Raw genomic sequence first — 23,972 nt, 5'->3', positions numbered from 1 at the left:
CTGCGACTTAGTGGCAAAAGCCTTCGCAGGTCGAACCTGTATCGTACCTCGATCTTCCACGGCCTGTTCCGAACCTGACTGGCTCCGACGCGGCGACGCGCCGAACCTGACTGGCTCCGGTACAGGCCGTGCAGTGTCGGCCCGGCGTAATCGCCGCCCCGATCGCGCCGCAGAGGCGACCCTTCCACATCACAGGTCCGGCCGTCCGGCACGCGCATTACGGCGGCGATCGTTCCGGCGCGTCCGCTATTCGACACCCGGAAACATCGGCCGGCAGGTCCGGTTACCTCCGCATCCCAATCAAGGAGCGGATGTATGGCTGTGATGACAGACGACGTCTGGCGCGAGGTGTTCGTGACCGGACTGAAGAACGCCCATGGGGTCGAACATCAGGCCCTGGCCCTGATGGACCGTCAGATCGAACGCGCCAAGAACTTCACCGAGGTCGCCGATCAGCTGACGGCGCACCGGGCCGAGACCGAACAGCAGATCACCCGACTGGAACAGCTGCTGGGACAGTTTGACGAGACGCCTTCCGGCCTGAAGGACGCCGCCCTTTCCATGGGCGGATCCATGGCGGCCATGGGCCATGTCTTCGCCGAGGACGAGATCCTGAAGAACGCCTTCGCCAACTTCGCCTTCGAGAACTATGAGGCGGCCGTCTACAAGGGGCTGATCCTCCTGGCCCGGCACGGCGACTATACCTCAGCGCTCGATCCGCTCGCTGCGACCCTGGAGGAGGAGCAGCGGATGGCCCGCTGGGTCGATGAGAGCCTGCCGACCCTGACCGATAAATTCCTGCGCCTTAAGCGCGAAGGCGAAAACCCCAGCCGTTGATCGGCGATACAATCTAGGATTGCTCCATGTTCATGCACAACAAGAAGCTGATGTATACGGTAAGAGTGGCCGAGCCGAACCCCGGCTTGGCCACCCTGATGCTGGAGCAGTTCGGCGGGCCGCAAGGCGAGCTGGCGGCGGCCATGCGCTACTTCACCCAAGGACTGGCCGACGAGGACGTCAATCGGCGCGACATGCTGATGGACATCGCGACAGAGGAACTGAGCCACCTGGAAGTCATCGGCTCCATCGTCGCCATGTTGAACCGCGGCGCCAAGGGCAAGCTGGCCGAGGCGGCCGAGGAAGAGGCGGATCTCTACGCCAGCATGACCTCTGGCGGAGACAGCCACACCATGTCGATCCTCTATGGCGGCGGCACGGCCCTGGTGAACTCGTCCGGCGTGCCGTGGACGGCCGCCTATATCGACTCCATCGGCGATCCGGCCTGCGACCTGCGCTCCAACATCGCCGCCGAGGCGCGGGCCAAGATCGTCTATGAGCGGCTGATCAACGTCACCGACGATCCGGGCGTCAAGGACGCCCTGTCCTTCCTGATGACGCGCGAAGTGGCGCACCAGAAGTCGTTCGAAAAGGCGCTCTACGCCATCCCCGCCAACTTCCCGCCCGGCAAGATCCCCGGCCGGCCGGAGTTCGCCGACAAATATTACAACATGTCCCAAGGCGAGGGCGACGCCTCCGGTCCCTGGAACGAGGGCGAGCAGTGGGAGGTGGTGTCCGATCGCGAGATGCAGATGGCGGTGGACGGCGGCGACGGCCACGCCACGGTCGAGATGGACGCCAAGGCGGGCAAGGCGGTGGAAGCCTTCATGAGCCGGACCATGTCGGACCCCGAGTCGGACCCCGTGACCGGCGCGGACCTGGGCGCAGGGGCGGGCGCAGGTCGGACGACCCCGATCGAAGACTGAAGAGACGAGAAGAGAGACGGCGGGCGCGGCTGCGGCGGCGTCCGCCGGATCTGATCTTTGGTGCGGGTGGTCGGGCTCGAACCGACACTCCTCTCGGAACTGGATTTTGAGTCCAGCGCGTCTACCAATTCCACCACACCCGCACAGGCGCGAAGGCACCGCTCCTATACCGGCCTCGGCCGCAATTCAACCGCGTCGGCGTCGGCCCACCGTCAAGCGGCGGGCGGCGCCGCGACCTCCACATGGGCGTCGGTCCCGCCGGCGAGGATGCGTTTGGCGCGAATGTAGATTTCGACGCGCTGCATGACGATCAGCCCCATGGCGAAGACCAGGAAGGCGTCGGTCACGGCCATTGCGTTCAGATGCCACTGGGCCGCATGACCTTCGATCAGGTCGCGCAGGGCCGTGCGGCCCGCGAACAGGGCGACCAGCAGGATCAGCCCCAGGGGCGAGGCCTGAGCCATGAGGCTGCCGTCCGGCTCCTTTTCGATGGCCACGGTCTTGCCGCGATACCAGCCGGCCAAGCCCCCCAACAGTCCGCCCAAGGCCAGGATCGCCCAGCCGGCGGGGCCGAACGGCGCGTGGACCGCGCCGGGCGCCTGGGTCGAACCCCAAAGGCCAAGCGCGATCAGCGGCAGGACCACCGCCGGCGTCACCCAGATGAACTTCAGCTTCAGCGGCCGCCGCCGCCGGTTCCGCAGCAGGACAAGCGCCAGGACGGCTGGGAAGACCAGAAGCGGAATCAGTTTTTCAGGCGGCATGTCGTTCTCCGGGCCTCCCCCCCCCGGAAGCCGACGTGGGGCAGCCTACACCCGTCAGGACCCGGCCGGAAGCGGGGCCACCGTCTGTTCGATGGCACCGAAGATGGAGCGGTGATGATCGTCCAGCATTTCGATCCGCACCGTGTCGCCGTGGGTCAGGAAGGGGGTTTCGGGCGCGCCGCGCAGGATCGTCTCGACCGTGCGGACCTCGGCGATGCAGGAATAGCCCAGGCCGCCTTCCGTGACCGGCTTGCCGGGTCCGCCGTCGGCGTCGCGGTTGGAGACGGTGCCGGAGCCGATGATCGTCCCGGCCGACAGGGACCGGGTCTTGGCCAGATGGGCGATCAGGGTTCCGAAGTCGAAGGTCATGTCCACCCCGGCGTCGGCCTTGCCGAAATCCTGGCCGTTCAGCTGAACCGACAGGGTTCCGTGCAGCTTGCCGTCCTTCCAGCGGTCGCCCAGGGCGTCGGGCGTGACGAAGACGGGCGAGAGGGCGCTTGAGGGCTTGGACTGGACGAAGCCGAAACCCTTGGCCAGTTCGGCCGGGATCAGATTGCGCAGGGAGACGTCGTTGACCAGGCCGACCAGGCGGACGGTGGCCAGGGCCTCCTCCCGCGTCGCGCCCTGGGGCACGTCGCCGGTCACGACCACGATCTCGGCCTCCAGGTCGCAGCCCCAGGCCGGATCGGCCAGCGGGATGGGATCGCGGGGAGCCAGGAAGCCGTCGGAGCCGCCCTGGTACATCAGGGGGTCGGTCCAGAAGCTTTCGGGCATTTCGGCGCCGCGGGCGCGGCGCACCAGTTCGACATGGTTCACATAGGCCGAGCCGTCGGCCCACTGATAGGCGCGGGGCAGGGGGGAGGCGGCGTCCCTTTCGTGGAAACGGCCGCGCGGCACGGCCTCATGCTCCAGGCTCTCGGCCAGGGCCGCCAACTGGGGGCCGCAGCGGGCCCAGTCGTCCAGAGCCGCCTGGAGCGTGGGGGCGATCAGAAAGGCGTCGGTGAACCAGTGCAGGTCCTGCGAGACGACCACGAGGCGGCCGTCGCGGCCGTGCTTGAGCGAGGCGAGTTTCATGCCCCACGCCTAGACCGAAATCGCGCCGGGGGGAACAGAGGGAGGGATCAGTGGACGCTGCGGCCGTGGCCGGGCGCCTGACCGCCGGGGCGAGACGTGGACAGCTGGCGGTGGGCGGCGCGCAGTTCCTCGATCCGCTCCTTGCGGCGGCACCAGTGGTCGTTGAACTGGGCCACGGCCTCGCGCAGGGCGGTCAGCTGTTCGGCCTTTGTCATCTCTCGCTCGATCTCCTTCTCGACCGGCTTGGCGGGAACGGGAACGGGAACGGGCGGCGGGACGGGCTGGGGCGGGAGCGGGGCGTAGGAGGGCTTGTCCAGCACGGCGACGCCGGGGGCTTGGGCGGGGCCGGATTCATCGGCGGGGCCGTGCTCCACCCGGTCGCCCTTGATGACCACATGGCTGTTGGAGACCACGGTCACATTGGCCGGGACGGCGGGGTGAAGGGGGGATGGACGGTGGGCCCCTTGGTCGGACTTGGCCGTCGGCTCCTGCGGCGGCGTCTCTTCCTTCGGTTTGACCGCCTCCTTGATCCGGCCCTTCAGGGCGTGATCGACGGCTTTCAGCGGCTTGGACGGCCCCTCGGCCAGGACGACGACGGCGCCCAGACAGTCGTCATAGGTGGCGCGCAGGGCCTTGGCGGCGCCGACCAGGGCGTCGCTGTTGGCGGTCATGGCTGCGTGGCAGGCGCGGTCGACGGCGCGCCAGATTGATTCGGCGGCGTCGGCCTGGGTGGTCGTGGCGCCCTTGCCGGCCCGCCAGGCCAGGACCGTCAGACCCAGGATCAGGGCCGCCAGCAGCAGGAGCAGCAGCGGGTGGACGCCAAGGAGTAGAGTGGAGTCAACGGGTTCTAACGCCGCCGGATCGGGTGTCTGGAAATCCTGCGGATAGTTGGAGACGCTCGCCGACATGCCGCACCCTGTCTGACCCGTTATTCGCCGAACCATGATGCCGCAGCGGCGAAGCCGGGCCAAGAAAAAGGTTAACGACAGCCCTCAGGCGGCAGGGGTCAGCAGGGCGCGGGCCTCGGCGCCGGCCCGGGCGGCGGGATCGCGCACCTCGACCTCGACGATGACGCCGCCCTCGGGTTCGACCGCCCACAGATAGCGACGCTCGACCTCGACCGTGCGGCCGGAGGGGGCGAAGCCCTCGAACGTATCGCCCCAGGGGGTGATCTTCTTCAACTCGACGAAGGGCATGGCGCAGGCGGCGTCCAGCTCCTCCTCGGCCATCTTGGTCAGTTCGTCGTCGGTGGGTGTCATGGGGTCAGTCTTACAGGAGGAAACGGCTTTTTGCTTTCGTCATCCTCCGGGCCGCGCAGCGGAACCGGGGGAGCCAGCGGCGCCGAAGGCGAAATCCATCCGCCGCAAGAACGCTAAGGGGCGAGTCCGCGACAGGTTCGCGCTCGCGCGCGCCGCTGGGTCCCCCGATCTGCGCCGCTGCGCGGCTTGTCGGAGGATGACGAAAGAGGAGGTCAGTCTTCGTCGGCGTATATGGCGACGCGGGTCGGGGTATTCGAAGACACCGCCCCCCGATACATGCCCGAGGTGTTCATGGCGAAGGCGGGGGTTCCGTTCAGGCCCATGACGATGACGCCGCCGTCGCCGCCGATCGAGCCGACGTCGGCGATTTCGGCCTCCGCCGCCGCCTGGACGGTCGCGCCGTCGGCGGTGCGGCGGCAGATGTCGCGGGCGACGGTGGAGCGGATGAAATATTCGCCCGAGCCGGTGGCCGAGACGGCGCAGCCGTCGGCGTTGGAGGCATAGGTGCCCGCGCCGATGATCGGCGCGTCCCCGACCCGGCCCCAGCGTTTGGCGGTCATGCCGCCGGTCGAGGTGGCGGCGGCGAGACGGCCCTGGCTGTCCAGGGCCACGGCGCCGACCGTGCCGAACTTCTTCTCGTTCAGGGGCGGGGCGACGCTGGCGTGGGGGGCGGCCGATTGGTCGACGAGCGCGGGGGCGCCGGCGGGGCGTTCCGGTATGGGCAGGCCAGCCTCGGTCAGGGCCTTGACCAGACCCTGCCAGCGTCGCTCGGTGAAGAAGAAGGCCGGATCGACCTGCTCCAACCCGACCGAGGCGGCGAAGGCGTCGGCGCCGGGACCGATCAGCATGACGTGGGGCGACCGCTCCATCACCGCCCGGGCGGCGGCGACCGGGTGGCGGGTCGCAGTCAGGCCGGCGACCGCGCCGGCGGTCAGGTCCGATCCGTTCATGACGGCGGCGTCCAACTCGTTACGACCCGCTGCGGTGAAGACCGCTCCGCGCCCGGCGTTGAACAGGGGATCGTCCTCCATGACCTGGACGGCGGCCTGGACCGCATCCAGCGCCGAGCCGCCGCTCTTCAGCACGGCCGAACCGGCGTCCAGCGCGGCTTGAAGCGCGGCGCGATAGGCCGCGTCCTGCGCGGGCGTCAGGCTGGACCGCTCGATCACGCCCGCCCCGCCGTGGATCGCCAGCGACCATTGGGGCGCGGCGTCCTGGGCCTCGACCTGGGCCCGGGCCGAGGAAAAGCACAGTGCAAAGAGTGCAATCAGTCCGGAACAGGCGATGCGCATGGTGAAGTCCCTCCGGGCGCCGAAAACCGAGTGCAATCGGCGCACCTTCTTAAGAGACGCCGGTCTGTCGCAGTGTAACGCCGCCTTCGCGCGTGTCAGGTCGATTGGCCGAAGAAAATTGGAAACGTCTGAAAATTAGAGTGTTGGCCTTGGGCGATGGGACGGCTCGTCAATGTGAGAGGGCACCGCCTATGCGCGGAGGACCGCTTTGCGGCGGATAGGCTGGGTCGCAAATCGACCCCTAACAGACCTTACGGTAAGTCACTCTCTCGCGATGGTTGGAGGGATGTGCATCTGGCGCTAGCGTAGCGTTATGACTGATGAGATCGATACTGGCGGTGCTCCTACGACGCGCTTGGTGCAGCAGCCGAGCATGGACTTGGCAGCATTCATTTGCCCGCATTGCAACGCCCATACTCAGCAGCGCTGGTACAGGGTTTACGGTGAAGCCCAAAAAGTCGGGGAGGTCCCCCACACGCCTGATCCCGATCACTTTCGACAGGTGCTACTGGGCATCGCCGACCGCGAGCAACGCGCATCGCTCGAAGCCTACACCAACAAGTTGCTCGGGCACGTACCGGAGTACGAGCGAAGTAACCAAGGCCACTACGTATCCAGCCACGTGGTCAACCTACATTTGTCGCAATGCTACATTTGCGGCGGATCAGCCATCTGGCTCCGCGACCGAATGGTTTGGCCGATGCAGAAGTTCGATGTCCAACCGAACGCCGACCTCCCCGATCACATCAAGGCAGATGTTGCAGAGGCTGCAGCAATTGCGGCTGTGTCGCCGAGGGGAGCTGCTGCGCTTCTCCGCCTAGCTATAGAGCGCCTGTGCATTCACCTCGGCAAGAACGGTAAGATAGATGCCATGATTGGTCAGCTCGTTACGGACGGCCTAAACGTGCGGGTAAAGCAAGCGCTGGACGTGGTTAGGGTCACGGGAAACGACGCGGTTCATCCTGGCACCATAAGCTTCGGCGACGACCCCGCTACGGTGACGACCCTCTTCAAAATGGTGAACCTGATCGCTGAGAAAATGATTTCCGAGCCTAAGCATGTCGAGGAAGCGTTCGCTGCCCTACCACCCGAGAAACTGAAATGGATTGAAGAACGCGATAAGGGTGCACTGCGCAAACAGCAGCAGTTCGCCACACCCTCGACCGCAAACGATGAGAAATCCGATGGCTGATGGGAGAACCAGCAAGAATATATAGAGAGACGCTCCGTACCACTGCACAGGGCGTGCGCGAAGCGCACGCGGATAGCGAGATCGGAGGCTATGTCGGACGCGCTCCTCTGAATCGAATGGGTCCGTTTATGGACGACAAGCGCGAAGCTCTGCGATCCGCTGTCAGCAGAGTGTCGTTCGCCGTTCCAATGGCAGTGCCAAAGCCCTCTGGACAGATAGCGGACGATGAAGAGAGCCGCCTACGCTACCGCTAGGATCGCGCCAAACATGAGCCTCGCGGGGGTTCGCATTGGCTGTCCGCGTCACAAGCCTAGGGCCGCTTTCCACCCCAGCCGACACCCATCCGGCCCGCTCCCCGTCAAAGCCCACTCTCGCCCGCTCACCCCCGGTGGTGCAGCCGTTTCCAGATCCTGTAGGCGACGATGGGGGCGAAGCCGCAGATCAGGGCGGCGATCAGGACCGTCCAGAAGCCGCCCTCCAGCCAGAAGCGCCCGGCCAGGGCGCCGGCGCCGGCCGCAAGGGCCGGGCCGAGCCAGGGCAGCCAGGTCGGCGGCCGCATCTTCATTCAGGCGTCGACCTTGATGACGCCGCGACGGATCTGGTCCAGCTCGATCGAGTCGAACAGGGCCTGGAAATTGCCGTTGCCGAAGCCTTCGTTGCCCTTGCGCTGGATGATCTCGAAGAAGATCGGGCCGAAGGTGTCCTGGGTGAAGATCTGCAGCAGCAGGCCTTCCTCGTCCGAACCGTCGATCAGGATGCGGTTCTTGCGCATCCGCTCCACGTCCTCGCCGTGGTTGGGCAGGCGTTTGTCGATCAGTTCGAAATAGGTCTCGATCGTGTCCTGGAAGTCCACGCCGCGGGCGCGCATGGCCTCGACCGTCTCGAAGATGTTCTCGGTGGTCAGGGCGATGTGCTGGATGCCTTCGCCGTTGTAGCGGCGGATGAACTCCTCGATCTGGGAGTTTTCGTCCTGGCTCTCGTTCAGCGGGATGCGGATGGCGCGGTCCGGCGCGATCATGGCCTGGGAGAAGAGGCCGGTCGCCTTGCCCTTGATGTCGAAATACTTCTGTTCCTCGAAGTTGAAGACCGAATTGTAGAAGCCCGACCAGGTGCGCATCTGACCGCGACGGACGTTGTGGGTCAGGTGGTCCAGGACCTCCAGGCCGACGTTGTTCTTGCGCTCGGCCTCTTCCCAGCCCTCGATCTCGTCCCAGGCGTCATACAGGGAGCCGGCGTCGCCGTACTGGTCGATGACGTACAGCAGCGAGCCGCCGATGCCTTGCAGGATGTAGGGATAGTCGCCCAGGGCGCCGCCGTCGGCATCCGTCGCGGCCACGGCGCCGCGCTGGAGCGCCCCCTCATAGGCGGCCTTGGCGTCATTGGTGCGGAAGGCCATGCCGTTGGCCGAGGGGCCGTGATCCCTGGCGAAGTCCGCCGCCTGACCCTTGGGCGAGCGGTGGACCAAGAAGGAAATGTCGCCCTGTTTCAGGCGCACCACGTCGGTCCTGGGGTTCACATGGGTCTGGGTGAAGCCCATCATTTCCAGCCGCGCGATCATCGCCTGGGGCTCAGGGCCGGTGAATTCGACGAATTCGAAACCGTCGACGCCCAGGGGGTTCTCCCGGTCGATCTGTTCCGCCGTCGGTTGATGGGGGTTGGGGGTCATGTCGTTCATGGCGCGTCTCCCGCGTAGCGTTCTGAGGCGGGCTTAACCGAAAGGGGCCGCCGATTGGCGCGGAACCTAGTCGCGGATGACGACAGAGCCAAGGCAGACCCACGGGGTCGTGATGCGGAGGGCGTTCTGATGGACATCCGCAATCCTGGCGTGCCAGATGGATGGCCATAGGGGGAGGCAGACATGGACTATCTAAAACGCGCGCCGTTTGGCGGACTGTTCCTGGTCACATTCACGGTGGCGGCGACGTTTCAGGTCTTGATGGCCCTGTTGGGACTACTTCTCGCATTTCTGTCGCCCGGCCTGTTCTTCATGAACGGCGCTCCGGCCACTTCGCCTGTACAGGCGGTCGGCGTTCTCCTGTTTCTTCTGGTCGTCGGACTGGTCGTCAACGCCGGAATATCGGCCATAGGCGCCCTGCTGTGGATGGGCGTCCGGATCGCACTGCCAAAATCCGCCTCCGTTTAAGACGGGGTTCAGCCCGGCAGCAGCCGCGTCGCCCATTCGGCGCCCAGCAGCAGCCCTGTCGCCACCGCGCCCAAAATCGTCAGCCAGGCCGTCGTCACCGCCGCTCCGGCGATCACGAACAGGCCGTCGCGCTGGATCAGGCCGACCGACAGCAGGGCCAGGGCGACGGAAGGAACGGTGTTGGTCAGGGGCAGGACGATCGTGGCCGTGGCCAGGATCATGAAGACCGCCGCCAGCTTCTCGCCCGGACCGTCGGCGAAGCGTCGCAGGCGGGGGCGCGACAGCCGGTCGATCCAGCCCAGTTTGGTTTCGGCGAAATCGGCCATGGCCTTCAGCCAGGAGCCCTTGGCGCGCAGCTTCAGGAACCAGCGCGGCAGCCAGGGCTCTTCGCGCCCGACCAGCATCTGTGCGGCCAATAGAATGACGATGACGCCCACGACCTGGGGCACGCCGTAAAGGCCCGGCACCAGGCAGGGGATGGACAGCAGCAGGATCAAAAGGCCGTAGGCGCGCTCGTCCAGCCGGTCGCGGATCTCGTCCAGGGTCAGGCCGGCCTCGCCGCCCTCGTCAGACAGGCGACGCAGCAGACGGGTGATGTCGTGGCTGACGTCGTCAACCTGAGGCGCGGGGCGGGAGGGGGTCATGGCGGGGGCATAACGCGCGACGGGGCCGGTCGCGAGCGTTGCGGTGTCGCAGCGGGTGACGGCGAGACCGGGTCTTGCTAGGGCGGGGCGTTCGAGGAAATCTCCATGCTTCGCAGACTTTATGACGGCGTGTTCAACCTGGCGCGCCATCGCCACGCCACGCCGGCCCTGGCGGCGGTCTCCTTCGCCGAGAGTTCCTTCTTTCCCATTCCGCCCGACGTCATGCTGGCGCCGATGATCCTGGCCCGGCCTGAGCGCGCCTATGTCTACGCCGGGGTCTGCACGATCGCCTCGGTGCTGGGCGGGATGCTGGGCTATGCGATCGGCTATTTCCTGACCGACGTCGGCCTGGCGATCCTGAGGTTCCTGGGCCATGCCGACGGGCTGGATCATTTCCGCCAGTGGTTCGCCCAGTGGGGCCTGTGGGTCATATTGATCAAGGGGCTGACCCCCATTCCCTACAAGCTGGTGACCATCGCCTCGGGCCTGGCGGCCTTCAGCTTTCCGGTCTTCATGGCGGCGTCGGTCGTGACACGGGGCGGGCGGTTCTTCTTGGAGGCCTGGATTCTGAAACGCTGGGGCCCGGCCATGCTGGCCCAGGTGGAAAAGCGCCTGGCCCTGTGGTCCGGGATCGGTCTGGTTCTGCTGATCGCCCTGATCGTCGTGCTGAAGCTTCTGTAAGTCGACGCGGGGACCGGACCGGAGTAAGACCGTTTCGCAATGAGAAGCCTCTATCGCCTGCTGACCCGTTGGTGGACCGCCTTCGCCCTGGCCGCGTCGCTGGCCATGCTGGGCGCGGCCCATGGGTTCGAACGGTTCGCGGGCCTGGCGCCGTGCAACCTTTGTCTGAAACAGCGCGAGGTCTATTGGGGCGCCGTGGCCGTGGCGGCCGTGGCGACGGCCTGGACGGTGCTGAGCGGCGGGCGACGCGGCACGCCCCGGATCGCCGCCTTCCTGCTGGCGGCCGTGTTTGCGACGGGCGCGATCACCGCCGTCTTCCATATGGGCGGCGAATACAAGTGGTGGAGCCTGCCGGCGACCTGCGTCAGCAGCGGGTCGGTCGATCTGGAGAGCCTGACCGCCCTGGCCCTGGGCACGGGGCCGGCCCAGAGGGTGGCCATGTGCGATTCCGTGGCCTGGAGCTGGCTGGGCCTGTCGATGGCCGGTTGGAACGCCCTGATCTCCCTGGCGTTGGCCGGGTTCAGCCTGCTGGCGACCAAACGCCCCAAGGACGCCCGCGCCCCCCGCTTCGAAAGGGCCTGACCCCATGACTGGCGCCGCCCCGCACACTCCTCTGCCCCGCCCGGGCCTGGGCGCGGACAGGGCGCGGATGGACGAAATCCTTCGCGTCGATCACGCCGGCGAATATGCGGCGGTCCTGATCTATCGCGCACAGAAGGCCGTGTTCGAGGGGCGCAAGGCGCGCGGCGACATCGTGCGCGACCTCGGCGAAATGCAGGATCAGGAGGCGGTTCACCTGGCCCGGTTCGAGCGACTGCTGAACGAACGCCGCGTGCGGCCGACGGCCATGACGCCGCTGTGGCGCATCGCCGCCTCGGCCCTGGGCGCCGGCACGGCCCTGATCGGCGAAAAGGCGGCCCACGCCTGCACCGAGGCGGTCGAGAGCGTGATCGAGAAACACTACGCCGACCAGATCGCCGAGATCGGCGACCGCGACCCGGCCCTGGCGGCCGAGCTGAAACAGTTCCGGGACGAGGAGCTGGCCCACCACGATCACGCCGTCGAGCACGGCAGCCGCGACGCGCCGGCCTATCGGCTGCTGAGCGGGGTGATCAAGGCTGGGTGCCGCGCGGCGATCAAGATCAGCGAGAAGGTTTGATCCCGCGCCACCGTCACCCTCGGGCTTGACCGAGGGCCGGGTGGTCCGCCGACTTGCGCCAAGGGCGATGCACAGCCCGATCCACGCCCGGTCCTCGGGTCAAGCCCGAGGATGACGGATTTGGAATGGGGCGGGGCCGCGCCTTAATAAATCTCGAACAGCCCCGCCGCGCCCATGCCGCCGCCGACGCACATGGTGACGACGCCGTATTTGGCCCCGCGCCGCTTGCCCTCGATCAGGACGTGGCCGGTCATCCGGGCGCCCGACATGCCATAGGGGTGGCCGATGGAGATGGCGCCGCCTGAGACGTTCAGCAGCTCGTCGGGGATGCCCAGGGTGTCGCGACAATAGAGAACCTGGACGGCGAAGGCCTCGTTCAGCTCCCAGATGCCGATGTCGTCCACCGTCAGCCCGTGGCGCTTCAGCAATTTGGGCACGGCGTAGACGGGGCCGATGCCCATCTCGTCCGGCTCCACCCCCGCCACCGCCATGCCGCGATAGGCGCCGAGCGGCTGAAGATTGCGTTTCACCGCCTCGCCGGCCTCCATGATCACACAGGCCGAGGCGCCGTCGGACAACTGGGACGCATTGCCGGCGGTGATGTATTCGCCCTGCTGGATCGCCTCGCCGCTGCCGAAGACGGGTTTCAGCGCCTTCAACCCTTCCAGAGTGGTTTCGGGCCGGTTGCCCTCGTCCTTGGACAGGGTCACCTCTTTCGAAGCGGTCTCGCCGGTGGCCTTGTCCGTGACCAGCATGGTGGTCGTCATGGGCACGATCTCGGCGTCCAGTCGCCCTTCCGCCTGGGCCGCCGCCGTGCGCTGCTGGGACTGAAGGGCGTATTCGTCCTGGCGGTCGCGGCTGATGTTGTAGCGGCGGGCCACGACCTCGGCCGTCTCCAGCATCGACATATATATATGGGGCGCCAGCTTCAGCAGGGCCTCGTCCTTGCCGCGGTACAGGTTTATATACTGGTTCTGGACCAGGGAGATGCTCTCCAGCCCGCCGCCGACCGCCATCTTCTGCTGGTCGAAGATCACCTGTTTGGCCGCCGTGGCGATGGCCATCAGGCCCGAGGCGCATTGACGATCCAGGCTCATGCCCGGAACCGAAGACGGCAGACCGGCCGCCAGGGCGACCTGGCGGGCGACATTGGTTCCGGTCGAGCCCTGCTGCAGGGCCGCGCCCATGATCACGTCCTCGATCTCGGCCGGCTCGACGCCGGCGCGCTGGACCGCGTGTCTGACGGCATGGGCGCCCAGCTGTTGGGCCTGGGTGTCGTTGAAGGCCCCGCGATAGGCCCGGCCTATCGGGGTGCGGGCGGTGGAGACGATGACGGCTTCGCGCATGGAGAGTCCTTCCCGGTTTCGTTCGCCGCTTTGGAGGCGCGGCCGTGTTTCCTCATGGGCGGAACTTAGGCGCCTCCCCCTGCGGTAAGGCAAGCGGAGAGGCTCGAGGGGCCGTCGGCGCACAGGTCTTTTGTGTTGAAACGGCGCCACAGTCGCCACATTGTTCGCAGATGCGAGGGAACCGCAGCCGCAGCCTGCCGTTCGGCTCCTGAACGTCGGGCGGACAGCTCGGCTTCGGGCATTTTTTACAGAACGAGGAAGCTATGAAGCTCAAACTTCTCGCATCCGTCGCTGTCGCCGGGCTGTTCTCAGCTGGCGCGGCCTCGGCAGATCCCAACGGTTGGTATGGCGCGATCGACGCCGGCTACCACATGATCGACGACATCAACGCCGAGTCGTCGACGACGGGCGCGAACTGGAACTATGAAGTGAACGACGGCTGGGCGGCCTTTGCTCGCCTCGGCTATCGCTTCAACCCCAACTGGCGCGTCGAACTCGAAGGCGGCTACCGCTCGGGCGATATCGGCAAGGTGCGCGCCGTTTCGGGCACCCAGGGCCTGTGCAACCTGACCCCGGCGACGGGCGGCTGCTTCTCGCCGGAAGGCGACATCGAGTCCGCCACCCTGATGGCCAACGTCATCTATGACTTCGGCTATGAAGCCTGGGGCGTGCGTCCCTTCGTCGGCCTGGGCGCCGGCGTGAACCGCGTCAACGTCGACACCATCGGCAATCTGCGCGCTAACCGCGGCGCCGCGTTCGCCATTGACGACAGCTCGACCAAGTTCGCCGCTCAGGCGATCGCCGGTCTGGCCTGGGCCATTGGCGACCGCGCCAACATCGACCTGACCTACCGCTATCTGACGGGCGACGCCTCGTGGGAATCGACCACGGCCGGCACGGGTGCCGGCGCCACCGCCTTCGGCGAATGGGACGGCGACTACGATCAGTCGCACACCGTGACCCTGGGCCTGCGCTACAGCTTCGGCGCCGAAGAAGCGGCCCCGCCGCCTCCGCCGCCTCCGCCGCCCCCGCCGCCCCCGCCGCCTCCGCCCCCGCCGCCCCCGCCGCCGGTTCCGCAGACCCCGGCCGCGCGTCAGTTCGTGGTCTATTTCGACTGGGATCGCTCGGACCTGACGGCTGAAGCCCGTTCGGTGGTCGCTCAGGCCGCCAACTACGCCAAGACGGGCCGTCCGACCCGCGTCCTGATCGTCGGCTACACCGACACCTCGGGCTCGGCCGCCTATAACGTCGGCCTGTCGAACCGTCGTTCGCGCACCGTCGCGGACGCCCTGGTCGCCCAAGGCGTCAACGGCGGCGTCATCGCCCTGGACGGCAAGGGTGAAACCGCCCTGGCCAAGCCCACCGCCGACGGCGTGCGCGAACCGCTCAACCGTCGCGCCACCATCGACATCAACTTCTAAGACAGGCAAGACTCGGTCTGACATCGTCAGATCGGGTCTCGTTCTTGGAAGTCTGTCAGCGTAAAGTTGGAGAGCCGGCGCCCTTGCATTCCGGGCGCCGGCTTCTTCGTGCGCCTGCCTCAGCCGCCCCCGCAATTTCCCCATCGCTCAGCTTTAGTGGGTTGATCCCCATGCGGCTAAGCGCGACAAAGCCCTCGAACAATCTCTCTTGCGCCAGACGACTTGATCGGAGAGGTGAGGCGACCCGGCGTTGTATGATCGCCAGGCCAGACGGCGTGGAACCCCTTAGATGGTCGATTTAAGACACTCCAATCGAACCTTCTTGGGCCGGCGGCGCAGGCGCTACCGGCTTCGCGGAGAGGTCATGAGCGCGCCTCGACCTCAGCTTCGCCTTCGCACCCCCACGCCGCAGCGGGCGGCCGAAATCTCCGTCTTCCCCACGCCTCAAAGAACCAGCGCGGAGGCCGGGCCAGGTCGTGCGATCCAAAGCTTGGATGGCCGGAGATTCCTTATCGTCTCGGCGCCGTTCGGGCCGTTCGGCGTCGCCTTGGCGCAGACTCTCGAAGCCCGCGGCGCGACCGTCCAGCGAATGATCTTCAATGCGGGCGACGCCTTGAACTGGCCGCGAGCGGGGGGAAGGGTGTTCAAACACTCCGCCCAGGTCTGGGCTTCGCGACTGGCGGAACTGACGGCCGATTTCACCGATCTTCTGCTGTTCGGCGAGGGCGGCCCTTACAATCGCGCGGTTCTGTCCGCGGCGGAAGGACTTGGGCCACGCGTTTGGGTGTTGGAGAACGGCTATTTCCGCCCGGACTGGATCACCGTCGAACAGAACGGCGTGAACGCCTCAAGCGGCCTGCCGCGTTTTAAGGACGGCTATCCGGAGCCGGCGCCGCTTTTGCCTGATCCGAAACCCGTGGGGCGAATCCTGCCGCACCATGTGGTCAACATCACCGCCTATCATCTGGCTCAGGCCGTGGGGGGCTTTCTCTTTCCGCGCCACGCCAACCACTACACCGCCTCTCCGCTCAGCCAGTGCCTGGGTCACGTCCGGCGATATTTCGGCCTGGCCCTTCAGTCGCCGTCACGCAACGATGTGGAGGTGATTGCGGCGCGGGGCCCCTTCTTCATCGCCTGTCTTCAGCGGGAGGGCGACGCCCAGCTGCTGCGCTATTCCCGATATGCCGACAATACGGCGTTCCTCGCCGAGGTGATGACCAGTTTCGCCACCCATGCGCCAAAGGCGGCGCGGCTGGTGATCAAGAACCACCCCTTGGATCCCGGCTTGATTGACCTGGAGGCGGTGACGCGGCGCCTAGTCATCGAGCGGGAGCTGCAAGGCCGGGTTGATTTCATAGACGGCGGAAACCTGGCCCAGCTGTGCCGCGCGTCTCGGGGCATGGTGGTCAACAACTCTTCGGCCGCGCTTTCGGCCCTGGGGTTCCAGACGCCGGTCAAGGTGTTGGGCGACGCCTTCTTCAACTTCGACGGTCTGACGGATCAGCAGGCGCTGACCGACTTCTGGTCCAAACCCCAGGCCCCGGACCCTGCTCTGTTCGCCCGGTTCCGCGCCCATGTGATCGCCCAGAGCCAGGTCAACGGCAATTTCCACGAGCCGCGCGCCATTCGGCGCACCGCAGAAGGCGTAGCGGACGTGTTCGAACGGGTTTCCTGAACAAAATTTGCGCTTAAGGGCGTCAAGGGTGTGCTCTCTGAGCCACCCAAGCGTGTTGTCACGATTCTGACACATATGTGTCACCTAGCATTACAAGATGGATCGTACACGGGGCCGGATTTAGACGTGACGACCACGTTTCCGACTTTTTTGGTCCACCAGCTGGGGATAGCGAATGACCTTCCGTAAATTGGCGTATGGCGTTTCGGCCGCCGCCATCATGATGTCGGCCTCGACGGCCGTCTTTGCTCAAGAGACGACCGGCGCTATCCGCGGCCGCATCCTGGACGGCTCCGGCGCGGCCGTGGTCGGCTCGGTGACCATCGTTCACGAGCCCACCGGCACGACCGTCACCACCATGTCGGACTCGTCGGGCTTCTACAGCGCGCGGGGTCTGCGCGCCGGCGGACCATACACGGTGACGGTGTCAAGCGCGGCCGGTGAAGGCGGCATTCAGCTGGACAGCATCGGTGTGGGCGACGCCGTCAACGGCGACGTGATCGTCAATCAGGCCGCCGCCGAGCTGGAAGCCATTACGGTGACCGGCCAGCGCTTCTCCAACGACTTCGGCTACGGCACCGGCTCGAACTACGGCGCGGGCGACATCGCCGCCGCCGCCTCGATCAGCCGTGATCCGAAGGACATCGCGCGCCTCGATCCGTTTGTGACGCTTGACCCCTCGAACGAAGACGCCCTGTCGTTCGCCGGCACCAATACGCGCCAGAACCAGTTCACCGTCGACGGCATTCGCCAGAACGACGAGTTCGGCTTGAACGGCAACGGCTATCCCACCCAACGGTCGCCGATCTCCATCGACGCCATTCAGGCTTTGAACGTTTCGGTGGCGCCCTTCAGCGTCATCAACAACGGCTTTGTCGGCGGTTCGATCAACGCCGTCACCAAGTCCGGCACCAACACCTTCTCGGGCTCGGCCTTCTATGAGAAGTCGGACGACAGCCTGCTGGGCGACCGGTACTGGGGTTACGGCCCGCGCGGCAACGGTTTCCGCGCCCGCCAAGACTATAACCGCGTCTTCGACGAAAAGACCTGGGGCGCCACCCTGGGCGGTCCGATCATCCGCGACACCCTGTTCTTCTTCGCGTCTTACGAAAAGTTTGAGTCGCAGTTCTCGCTGAACGAAGGTCCGGTCGACGCCGGCTTCGCAAATCCGATTCCGCGCATCACCACTTCGGCCGTCGAAACCTTCCGGCAAGGCGCCAAGACGCGCTACGGCTATGAAACCGGTTCTTTCGTCAATGTGGCGCCTCCCGTCCAGGACGAGAAGTACCTTGCGAAAATCGACTGGAACATCAACGCCAACCACCGGTTGGCCGTGACCTTCCAAGAGACGACCGGCACCTCGTTCAACGGTTCGACCACGTCGGCCTTCATTAACGGCGGCTCGACCACGCAGCCGCGGTTGGCGCTGGAATCCAGCCAGTATGTCAAGGATGAGCGCCTCACGACCTGGAACGCTCAGTTGAACTCGCAGTGGACGGACGCCTTCTCGACCGAACTGCGGGTCGGCTACAAGGAAACTGAAACCACCCAGCTGCCTGTCGGCGGACTGACTGTCGGCCAAGTCACGGTCAACGTTTCCGATCTGGCGGGTGTTCAAGCCGGCTCGGGCACGCCGCAAATCCAGTTCGGCGCCGACAACTTCCGTCACGACAACTATCTGTACAGTGAAGTGAAGAACGCCGAACTGATCGGCCGCTATAGCTGGGGTTCGCACGACTTCATGGCCGGCGCGCGGATTGAAACGCGCGACTTCACCAACGTCTTCGTGTCGCAGTCGCTGGGTCAGTGGACGTTCAACAGCTATGCCGACTTCCTGGCCGGTAACGCTTCCGGTCTGGTCATTCGCGGCGCCGTCAACCCGACCGGCGGCACCGTTCCCGCTCGGTTCGGCACTGCGCGCGACGGGGCCGTCGAATTCGGTTACGACGTGAACTCGCTGTACGCCGAAGACACTTGGCAGATCAGCGACACGCTTCGCCTGAATTACGGCCTGCGCTACGACTGGTTCGCCATGGACGACCGTCCGGTGCTGAACACCAACTTCCGCACCCGCAACGGCTTCGACAACACCGCCAATCTGGACGGTCGTGACCTGCTGATGCCGCGCCTTGGCTTCAACTGGACGCCCAGCGACTGGTCGATCTCGGGCGGCGTCGGTCGCTTCTCGGCCATCGGCACCAACGTCCAGATCGGCAACCCCTTCGGCAACGACGGCGCGCGGATCACCAATGCGGTCTGCACCGGCGCCATTCGGGGCGTGACGGATCTCTCCGTCGTTCCCACCGGCGCGAACTGCACCTTCACGCCCGGCAACGGCAGCGTGGTGGCGCTGGATCCGAACTTCGAAATCCCCAGCGCCTGGAAGTACAACCTGACGGTCGCCCGCGATTTCCGCCTGCCGCTGATCGAAGACTTCCGTCTGCAGGCGGACGTCATCCGTACGGATTTCGAGAACGCCCTCTATTACCGAGATCTGCTCGCAACCCGCTCGGGTTCAGCGCCGGACGGTCGTCCGGTCTATACCCACCCGACCGGCCCGGTGGTCTTCGATCTGCTGCTGGATAATCTGAAGGACGGCGGATCCTCCACCTCGGTCGCTCTGACGGGTCAGAAGACGTGGCGCGACGGTGTGTTCGAAGGTCTGGACGTCCGCAGCACCTACACCTACACGGAATCGGAAGACGGCAATCCGATGACCAGCTCGCAGCCGGACTCGTCCTATGTCCGCTTCGCTTCGGCTGATCACAACAACCCGGTGCTGGCGACGTCGGACTACGAAATCCGTCACAAGTTCACGGTCAACGCGAACTACACCCGCGCCTTCTTCGGCGACAACGAAACGTCCATCAACGTCTTCGCCCAACGCCGCTCGGGCCTGCCCTTCTCCTACGTTTATCACAGCAGCCGCACGGGCAACTACGACAACGATTTCGGCAACGCCGTTCCGCAGTCGTACTCCGGCGCCCTGGGTACGTCGAACCAGCTCTTCTACGTGCCCCAGACCGACGGCAACGGCGTCGTCACCGCCACGAGCGATCCCCGCATCACCTATGCGTCGGGCTTTAATCTGACGGACTTCAACGCCTTCCTGAACAACACGGGTCTGATCAAGTACGCCGGCTCGATTGCGCCGCGGAACGCCTTCCGCACCGGCGCCGTCACCACGGTGGACCTGCGCCTGTCGCAGGAAATCCCGGTTCCGGTTCTGCCGACCGGCAAGCTGAAGCTGTACATGGACATCGAGAACTTCGGGAACCTACTCAACGAGAAGTGGGGCGTTCTGGAGCAGTATCCGTTCTATCGCGGCGTCGGTACGGTTGTGCTGAACTGCCAGACGGCCGGCGTCGCCTCCTCCTGCGCCGCCCCCAATGCAGTGTACCAGTACTCCTCGCTGCAAAGCGCAGGCGCTGCCGGAACGCCGCTCGGTGGTGAGGCTAAGCGCCCGAACGCCCAACTGCCGGCCTCGACCTGGCAGATTAAGTTCGGCGCCCGCATCTCGTTCTGAGTGAAGCGAGCAATGTGCTGACGAAGGGCGGTCCGTTCGCGGGCCGCCCTTTTTCTTTGGGGGCGGCCCCTGGGCGTCCGGCGCCGTTGAAGTCGGGGGCGGTTGGGGCCATATGGCGCGGCTCGCGGGTCGCCCGCCCGTCGCCTTCGAACCCTGACAGGACTCTCGCCCGCCCATGACCGCTCCTCTCCCCGCCGAATGGGCTCCGCACCGCGCCATCTGGGTGGGCTGGCCCAGCCATGCCGAATACTGGTTCGAACCCTTCGAACAGGCCCAGGACGAGGTCGAGGCTCTGGTGCGGGCCCTGGCCGGGCCGGGGCGCGAACGGGTGAAGCTGATGGTCGGGGCGCCGGAGCTGGCGGAGGGCGTGCGGGCGCGTTTCGCCGACGGCGCGAACGTCGAGGTGGTGGCGGGCGTGTTCGGCGACGTCTGGCTGCGCGACACCGGTCCTCTGTTCTGGGCGGGATCGAAGACGGCCGCCGCCTTCCGCTTCAACGGCTGGGGCGAGAAATATGTGATGCCCGGCGACGAGACGGTGGCCGAACAGATCGGCGTTCATTCCGGCGCGACCCTGAGCTGGAACGACTTCGTCATGGAGGGCGGATCGCTGGATCATGACGGGGAGGGCACGGTCCTGACCACGCGCCAGTGCCTGCTGAACCCGAACCGCAACCCGGCCTGGAACCAGGACGAGGCGGTCGCGACCGCCGCCCTGGAAGCCGCCATCGGGGCGAAAAAGGTGCTCTGGCTGGGCGACGGGCTGCTGAACGACCATACCGACGGTCATGTCGACAATCTGGCGCGTTTCGTCGCGCCGGGTGTCGTGGCCTGCCCGATCGCCTGGGGTCGCAACGATCCGAACGCCGAAGTCTATGACGCCGTGGCCCGCGACCTGTCGGGCATGACCGACGCAGCGGGACGCAAGATCCGTGTGCTGAGGATCCCGTCGCCGGGCCTCGTCCTGGACGAGGACGAGCGCCCGATCCCGGCCAGCCACATGAACTTCCTGATCGCCAACGGGGCGGTGATCGTGCCGACCTATGGCGACGACGAGGCGGCGCGTTTCGCCTGCGAGGCGCTGAAGACCGCTTTTCCCGATCGCGAGATCATCCCGCTTCCGTCCAAGGCTATCCTGACCGGCGGCGGCTCGTTCCACTGTATCTCCCAGCAGGAGCCCGCATGACCCGCACCATCACCGTAGCCGGCATCCAGACCTCTTACGGCGAGGACATGCAGGCCAATATCGCCAAGACCGTCGGCTTCATCCGCGAAGCGGCGGCGAAGGGCGCGCAGGTGATCCTGCCGTCGGAACTGTTCCAGGGGCCGTATTTCTGCGTGTCGCAGGAGGAGCACTGGTTCAGCCAAGCCTATGAGTGGCGCGAGCATCCCTGTGTCACGGCGTTGGCGCCGGTGGCCAAGGCGCTGGGCGTGGCCATCCCGGTCTCGATCTTCGAAAAGGACGGGCCGCAATACTACAATTCGCTGGTCATGCTGGACGCCGACGGCGAGGCCTTGGGCGTCTATCGCAAGAGCCATATCCCCGACGGCCCCGGCTATCAGGAGAAATATTACTTCCGGCCGGGCGATACGGGCTTCAAGGTCTGGAAGACGCGATTCGGCAAGGTCGGGGTCGGCATCTGCTGGGACCAGTGGTTCCCCGAGGCCGCGCGGGCCATGATGCTGATGGGCGCCGACGTGCTGATGTATCCGACCGCCATCGGCACCGAGCCGCACGACGCCAGCCTGCACACGGCCGAGCCGTGGCGTCGGGCCATGCAGGGCCACGCCGTGTCCAACGCCGTGCCGGTGGTCGGGGCCAATCGCATCGGCCATGAGACGGTGACCGAGGTCGGCCAGACCTTCTACGGCCATTCCTTCATCGCCGATCAGCAGGGAACGCTGGTCGAGAGCCTGGGCGCCGAGGAGGAGGGGGTGCTGGTGCACCGCTTCGACCTGGACGAACTGGACCAGTACCGCGCGGCCTGGGGCTTCTTCCGCGATCGGCGGACGGATCTCTATGGGGCGCTGACGGGCGCGAAGTAGGCGGTCCCTGATTCCGTCATCCTCGGGCTTGACCCGAGGGTGACGGAGGAGTTGGGTCGATCAGCCCCGCATCCCCTCCACCGCCTCGACCAGCCGGGTCAGGTCCGCCGGCGACGACAGCCGGTGGTCGCCGCCGTCGATCAGGTCCAGGCGCACGTCGCCGCCCGTCAGCCGCTCGATCAGTTCGACCTGATGGCGCCAGGGCACCACGTCGTCGGCCCGCCCCTGGAGGATATGGACCGGGGCGGCGATGTCGATGACGCCGTCCAGCAGCAGCCAGTTCCGCGCCTCCTCGAACATGCGACGGGTCAGGACGTATTCGCCCAGGCCCTCCTCGACGATCAGGGTCTCGCCCTCGCGCACTATGGCCTGGCGCTCGTGGTCGGCCAGGCCTGGCCACATCAGCCGTTCGGTAAAGTCCTGGGCCGGATTGATCAGGACCAGACCCTTGATCCGCTGTGGCCGCGCCAAGGCCGCCAGCAGCGAGACCCAGCCGCCCATCGACGAGCCGACCGGGATGACCGGGCCCGACAGGCTGTCGATCAGGGCGATCGCATCCTCGCGCCAGCGACCGATGGTGGCCCGGCGCCAGTCGCCGGACGACTGGCCGTGGGCGAAATGGTCGTAGCGGATGAAGCTCCAACCGCGGTCGCGCGCGGCGGCGTCCAGGGCGAGGGCCTTGGTCCCCTCCATGTCCGAACGGAAGCCGCCGATCCAAACGACGGTGGGACCGGAGCCGTTGATCCGTTTGAAGGCGAGCGTTTCGCCATCGGGGCGGGACAGGTGTTGAAGATCGTTCATGGGGCTCTTGTGCCGCGACTTTGTATGGGCGTCATCCTCCTGTTCGCGTCTTCGTCATCCTCGGGCTTGACCCGAGGATCGGGCGTGACGCACACGGACGGCTGAAGGCGGCGACAGTCGCCACTCCATCCGCAGTCTTTCGCGGCGCACCCGATCCTCGGGTCAAGCCCGAGGATGACGGTGTGAAAGGTCAGTCGTTTGTCCGCACCCCAGGTCCTGTTCGTCACCTCCAACCGCATCGGCGACTGCGTGATTTCCTCGGGCGTGATCCGAGAGATCGCGCGTCAGGTTCCGGGGGCGCAGATCACCGTCGCCTGCGGTCGCCCGCCCGCCCCCTTCTTCCGCTCGGCGCCGGGCGTGGTCCGGACCCTCGTGCTCGACAAGAAGAAGATGGCCGGTCACTGGGTCGATCTTTGGAAACAGGTCGTCGGTACGCGCTGGGACCTGGTGATCGACATTCGCGGTTCGGCCCTGGCCTATCTGATCCCGGCGAAACGGCGCATCGTCTACAACCGATCCTGGGAGACCGGCCTGCGCAAGGTCGAGATGGTGTCGCGCCTGATGGGGTCGCAGACGCCGCTCGATCCCGAAATCTTCCTGGACGACCAGGCGCGGGCCGAGGCCGCCGCCGTCATCGATCCGCAGCTGGCCGGCGGCGCCGGTCCCGGACCGATCATTGCGCTCGCCCCCATCGCCCACCAGCCGGGCAAGAGCTGGCCCGCCGACCGCTGGGGCGCCCTGGTCGAGAAGCTGAAGGCCGAGCCCCGTTTCGACGGCTGGCGCTTCATGCCCGTGGGCGGACCGGGCGACCGGCCGCCGGCGACCCCGGCCCTGGAGGCGGCGGGGCTGCGGGGGATCGACTTCGTCGGCAAGGGCGACATACTAGCCTCGGCCGCCGCCATCGACCGGGCCGATCTGTTCGTCGGCAATGACTCGGGCCTGATGCACGTCTCGGCCGCGCTGGGGCGCCCGACCCTGGGCCTGTTCGGGCCCACGGAATGGTGGTTGTACGGGCCCTGGGGGGCCAAGACGCGCACCGCCGCCTCGAACGAAACGCGCGGCCAGTTCGCCCCGATCGAGGACCTGACGGTCGATCACGTCTTCGAGGCCGTGCTGGCCCTGCACGACGCCTATATCGCCGGAGCGCCCGCCGAGCCTTGAAAAATAGGGCTTCCTGACGCATATTGCCGGG

23 protein-coding genes and 1 tRNA gene are annotated in these 23,972 nt (G+C 66.3%); 13 read left to right on the top strand and 11 right to left on the bottom strand.

Going from position 1 to position 23,972, the window contains the following annotated elements:
- Positions 1-315 precede the first annotated feature (315 nt).
- Positions 316-837 (top strand): ferritin-like domain-containing protein, encoded by a 522-nt coding sequence (locus tag JL11_RS01490; protein ID WP_231681367.1) that lies wholly within the window; start codon positions 316-318, stop codon positions 835-837.
- A 26-nt stretch (positions 838-863) separates the two neighbouring features.
- A complete protein-coding gene (locus JL11_RS01485) occupies positions 864-1,763 on the top strand; it encodes a manganese catalase family protein (RefSeq protein ID WP_054764121.1) in 900 nt (299 codons plus the stop codon).
- 58 nt (positions 1,764-1,821) lie between these two features.
- Here JL11_RS01485 and JL11_RS01480 read toward each other — a convergent pair.
- The 6 genes from JL11_RS01480 to JL11_RS01455 all read right to left on the bottom strand — a co-directional run bounded on the left by JL11_RS01480 (position 1,822) and on the right by JL11_RS01455 (position 6,149).
- Positions 1,822-1,906, bottom strand: a tRNA-Leu gene (locus JL11_RS01480).
- A 69-nt stretch (positions 1,907-1,975) separates the two neighbouring features.
- Positions 1,976-2,524: a CcdC protein domain-containing protein gene (locus JL11_RS01475; RefSeq protein ID WP_054764120.1), complete on the bottom strand. Its 549-nt coding sequence runs from the start codon at positions 2,522-2,524 to the stop codon at positions 1,976-1,978.
- 54 nt (positions 2,525-2,578) lie between these two features.
- On the bottom strand, positions 2,579-3,598 hold the full coding sequence (locus JL11_RS01470; RefSeq protein ID WP_054764119.1) for a fumarylacetoacetate hydrolase family protein: 1,020 nt from the start codon (positions 3,596-3,598) through the stop codon (positions 2,579-2,581).
- Between the two features lie 47 nt (positions 3,599-3,645).
- On the bottom strand, positions 3,646-4,506 hold the full coding sequence (locus JL11_RS01465; protein ID WP_054764118.1) for a hypothetical protein: 861 nt from the start codon (positions 4,504-4,506) through the stop codon (positions 3,646-3,648).
- Between the two features lie 84 nt (positions 4,507-4,590).
- The gene (locus tag JL11_RS01460; protein WP_054764117.1) at positions 4,591-4,857 is read right to left on the bottom strand and encodes a hypothetical protein; all 267 of its coding nucleotides are present in this window, start codon (positions 4,855-4,857) and stop codon (positions 4,591-4,593) included.
- Positions 4,858-5,069: 212 nt separating this feature from the next.
- A complete protein-coding gene (locus JL11_RS01455; RefSeq protein WP_054766752.1) occupies positions 5,070-6,149 on the bottom strand; it encodes an isoaspartyl peptidase/L-asparaginase family protein in 1,080 nt (359 codons plus the stop codon).
- A gap of 313 nt (positions 6,150-6,462) precedes the next feature.
- Between JL11_RS01455 and JL11_RS01450 the strand changes: the two genes are divergently transcribed.
- A complete protein-coding gene (locus tag JL11_RS01450) occupies positions 6,463-7,341 on the top strand; it encodes a DUF4145 domain-containing protein (RefSeq protein ID WP_054764116.1) in 879 nt (292 codons plus the stop codon).
- 379 nt (positions 7,342-7,720) lie between these two features.
- Here JL11_RS01450 and JL11_RS01445 read toward each other — a convergent pair whose 3' ends face one another.
- Both JL11_RS01445 and hppD read right to left on the bottom strand, forming a co-directional pair.
- Positions 7,721-7,906: a hypothetical protein gene (locus JL11_RS01445; protein ID WP_054764115.1), complete on the bottom strand. Its 186-nt coding sequence runs from the start codon at positions 7,904-7,906 to the stop codon at positions 7,721-7,723.
- On the bottom strand, positions 7,907-9,016 hold the full coding sequence (hppD, locus tag JL11_RS01440; protein ID WP_054764114.1) for a 4-hydroxyphenylpyruvate dioxygenase: 1,110 nt from the start codon (positions 9,014-9,016) through the stop codon (positions 7,907-7,909).
- 183 nt (positions 9,017-9,199) lie between these two features.
- Between hppD and JL11_RS01435 the strand changes: the two genes are divergently transcribed.
- Positions 9,200-9,484 (top strand): hypothetical protein, encoded by a 285-nt coding sequence (locus JL11_RS01435; protein WP_054764113.1) that lies wholly within the window; start codon positions 9,200-9,202, stop codon positions 9,482-9,484.
- A gap of 8 nt (positions 9,485-9,492) precedes the next feature.
- Here JL11_RS01435 and JL11_RS01430 read toward each other — a convergent pair whose 3' ends face one another.
- A complete protein-coding gene (locus JL11_RS01430; protein WP_054764112.1) occupies positions 9,493-10,128 on the bottom strand; it encodes an exopolysaccharide biosynthesis protein in 636 nt (211 codons plus the stop codon).
- A gap of 105 nt (positions 10,129-10,233) precedes the next feature.
- Between JL11_RS01430 and JL11_RS01425 the strand changes: the two genes are divergently transcribed.
- Genes JL11_RS01425 through JL11_RS01415 form a run of 3 tightly spaced genes read left to right on the top strand, consistent with a single transcriptional unit; the run spans position 10,234 to position 11,968 of the window.
- Positions 10,234-10,809, top strand: a complete 576-nt coding sequence (locus tag JL11_RS01425) for a YqaA family protein (protein ID WP_054764111.1) — start codon at positions 10,234-10,236, stop codon at positions 10,807-10,809.
- A gap of 39 nt (positions 10,810-10,848) precedes the next feature.
- A complete protein-coding gene (locus tag JL11_RS01420) occupies positions 10,849-11,391 on the top strand; it encodes a disulfide bond formation protein B (RefSeq protein ID WP_054764110.1) in 543 nt (180 codons plus the stop codon).
- Between the two features lie 4 nt (positions 11,392-11,395).
- Positions 11,396-11,968, top strand: a complete 573-nt coding sequence (locus JL11_RS01415; RefSeq protein WP_054764109.1) for a demethoxyubiquinone hydroxylase family protein — start codon at positions 11,396-11,398, stop codon at positions 11,966-11,968.
- A gap of 143 nt (positions 11,969-12,111) precedes the next feature.
- Here JL11_RS01415 and JL11_RS01410 read toward each other — a convergent pair whose 3' ends face one another.
- Complete coding sequence (locus JL11_RS01410) at positions 12,112-13,314, bottom strand: acetyl-CoA C-acyltransferase (protein WP_054764108.1); 1,203 nt, start codon at positions 13,312-13,314, stop codon at positions 12,112-12,114.
- Positions 13,315-13,577: 263 nt separating this feature from the next.
- Between JL11_RS01410 and JL11_RS01405 the strand changes: the two genes are divergently transcribed.
- The 5 genes from JL11_RS01405 (at position 13,578) to aguB (ending at position 21,979) form a co-directional block, all read left to right on the top strand.
- Positions 13,578-14,735, top strand: a complete 1,158-nt coding sequence (locus tag JL11_RS01405; RefSeq protein ID WP_054764107.1) for an OmpA family protein — start codon at positions 13,578-13,580, stop codon at positions 14,733-14,735.
- A 547-nt stretch (positions 14,736-15,282) separates the two neighbouring features.
- Positions 15,283-16,410, top strand: coding sequence for a capsular biosynthesis protein (locus JL11_RS01400; protein WP_227976011.1), 1,128 nt, complete (start codon positions 15,283-15,285; stop codon positions 16,408-16,410).
- A gap of 175 nt (positions 16,411-16,585) precedes the next feature.
- The gene (locus tag JL11_RS01395; RefSeq protein ID WP_054764106.1) at positions 16,586-19,936 is read left to right on the top strand and encodes a TonB-dependent receptor; all 3,351 of its coding nucleotides are present in this window, start codon (positions 16,586-16,588) and stop codon (positions 19,934-19,936) included.
- A 175-nt stretch (positions 19,937-20,111) separates the two neighbouring features.
- The gene (locus JL11_RS01390) at positions 20,112-21,119 is read left to right on the top strand and encodes an agmatine deiminase family protein (protein ID WP_082382553.1); all 1,008 of its coding nucleotides are present in this window, start codon (positions 20,112-20,114) and stop codon (positions 21,117-21,119) included.
- Positions 21,116-21,979 carry an N-carbamoylputrescine amidase gene (gene aguB / locus JL11_RS01385; RefSeq protein ID WP_054764105.1) on the top strand — a complete coding sequence of 288 codons (864 nt, stop codon included), beginning with the start codon at positions 21,116-21,118 and terminating at the stop codon, positions 21,977-21,979. Before JL11_RS01390 ends, aguB begins: the two co-directional genes overlap by 4 nt.
- A 60-nt stretch (positions 21,980-22,039) precedes the next feature.
- On the opposite strand, the gene JL11_RS01380 is transcribed toward aguB, so the two are convergent.
- Positions 22,040-22,780, bottom strand: coding sequence for an alpha/beta fold hydrolase (locus JL11_RS01380; protein WP_054764104.1), 741 nt, complete (start codon positions 22,778-22,780; stop codon positions 22,040-22,042).
- A gap of 198 nt (positions 22,781-22,978) precedes the next feature.
- Here JL11_RS01380 and JL11_RS01375 point away from each other — a divergent pair, with 198 nt between their 5' ends.
- On the top strand, positions 22,979-23,941 hold the full coding sequence (locus JL11_RS01375) for a glycosyltransferase family 9 protein (RefSeq protein ID WP_054764103.1): 963 nt from the start codon (positions 22,979-22,981) through the stop codon (positions 23,939-23,941).
- Positions 23,942-23,972: the final 31 nt, after the last annotated feature.

The organism is Brevundimonas sp. DS20, assembly GCF_001310255.1.
Classification (GTDB): domain Bacteria; phylum Pseudomonadota; class Alphaproteobacteria; order Caulobacterales; family Caulobacteraceae; genus Brevundimonas; species Brevundimonas aurantiaca.
The sequence above is the reverse complement of the archived record's forward strand: the minus strand, read 5'-3'. Positions and strand labels throughout refer to the sequence as shown.

What these genes read in the sequence shown, in the direction of transcription:
- JL11_RS01490 (WP_231681367.1), top strand. Translation starts at nt 316, where the DNA reads ATGGCTGTGATGACAGACGACGTCTGGCGCGAGGTGTTCGTGACCGGA.
- JL11_RS01485 (WP_054764121.1), top strand. Translation starts at nt 864, where the DNA reads ATGTTCATGCACAACAAGAAGCTGATGTATACGGTAAGAGTGGCCGAG.
- JL11_RS01475 (WP_054764120.1), bottom strand. Translation starts at nt 2,524, where the DNA reads ATGCCGCCTGAAAAACTGATTCCGCTTCTGGTCTTCCCAGCCGTCCTG.
- JL11_RS01470 (WP_054764119.1), bottom strand. Translation starts at nt 3,598, where the DNA reads ATGAAACTCGCCTCGCTCAAGCACGGCCGCGACGGCCGCCTCGTGGTC.
- JL11_RS01465 (WP_054764118.1), bottom strand. Translation starts at nt 4,506, where the DNA reads ATGTCGGCGAGCGTCTCCAACTATCCGCAGGATTTCCAGACACCCGAT.
- JL11_RS01460 (WP_054764117.1), bottom strand. Translation starts at nt 4,857, where the DNA reads ATGACACCCACCGACGACGAACTGACCAAGATGGCCGAGGAGGAGCTG.
- JL11_RS01455 (WP_054766752.1), bottom strand. Translation starts at nt 6,149, where the DNA reads ATGCGCATCGCCTGTTCCGGACTGATTGCACTCTTTGCACTGTGCTTT.
- JL11_RS01450 (WP_054764116.1), top strand. Translation starts at nt 6,463, where the DNA reads ATGACTGATGAGATCGATACTGGCGGTGCTCCTACGACGCGCTTGGTG.
- JL11_RS01445 (WP_054764115.1), bottom strand. Translation starts at nt 7,906, where the DNA reads ATGAAGATGCGGCCGCCGACCTGGCTGCCCTGGCTCGGCCCGGCCCTT.
- hppD (WP_054764114.1), bottom strand. Translation starts at nt 9,016, where the DNA reads ATGAACGACATGACCCCCAACCCCCATCAACCGACGGCGGAACAGATC.
- JL11_RS01435 (WP_054764113.1), top strand. Translation starts at nt 9,200, where the DNA reads ATGGACTATCTAAAACGCGCGCCGTTTGGCGGACTGTTCCTGGTCACA.
- JL11_RS01430 (WP_054764112.1), bottom strand. Translation starts at nt 10,128, where the DNA reads ATGACCCCCTCCCGCCCCGCGCCTCAGGTTGACGACGTCAGCCACGAC.
- JL11_RS01425 (WP_054764111.1), top strand. Translation starts at nt 10,234, where the DNA reads ATGCTTCGCAGACTTTATGACGGCGTGTTCAACCTGGCGCGCCATCGC.
- JL11_RS01420 (WP_054764110.1), top strand. Translation starts at nt 10,849, where the DNA reads ATGAGAAGCCTCTATCGCCTGCTGACCCGTTGGTGGACCGCCTTCGCC.
- JL11_RS01415 (WP_054764109.1), top strand. Translation starts at nt 11,396, where the DNA reads ATGACTGGCGCCGCCCCGCACACTCCTCTGCCCCGCCCGGGCCTGGGC.
- JL11_RS01410 (WP_054764108.1), bottom strand. Translation starts at nt 13,314, where the DNA reads ATGCGCGAAGCCGTCATCGTCTCCACCGCCCGCACCCCGATAGGCCGG.
- JL11_RS01405 (WP_054764107.1), top strand. Translation starts at nt 13,578, where the DNA reads ATGAAGCTCAAACTTCTCGCATCCGTCGCTGTCGCCGGGCTGTTCTCA.
- JL11_RS01395 (WP_054764106.1), top strand. Translation starts at nt 16,586, where the DNA reads ATGACCTTCCGTAAATTGGCGTATGGCGTTTCGGCCGCCGCCATCATG.
- JL11_RS01390 (WP_082382553.1), top strand. Translation starts at nt 20,112, where the DNA reads ATGACCGCTCCTCTCCCCGCCGAATGGGCTCCGCACCGCGCCATCTGG.
- aguB (WP_054764105.1), top strand. Translation starts at nt 21,116, where the DNA reads ATGACCCGCACCATCACCGTAGCCGGCATCCAGACCTCTTACGGCGAG.
- JL11_RS01380 (WP_054764104.1), bottom strand. Translation starts at nt 22,780, where the DNA reads ATGAACGATCTTCAACACCTGTCCCGCCCCGATGGCGAAACGCTCGCC.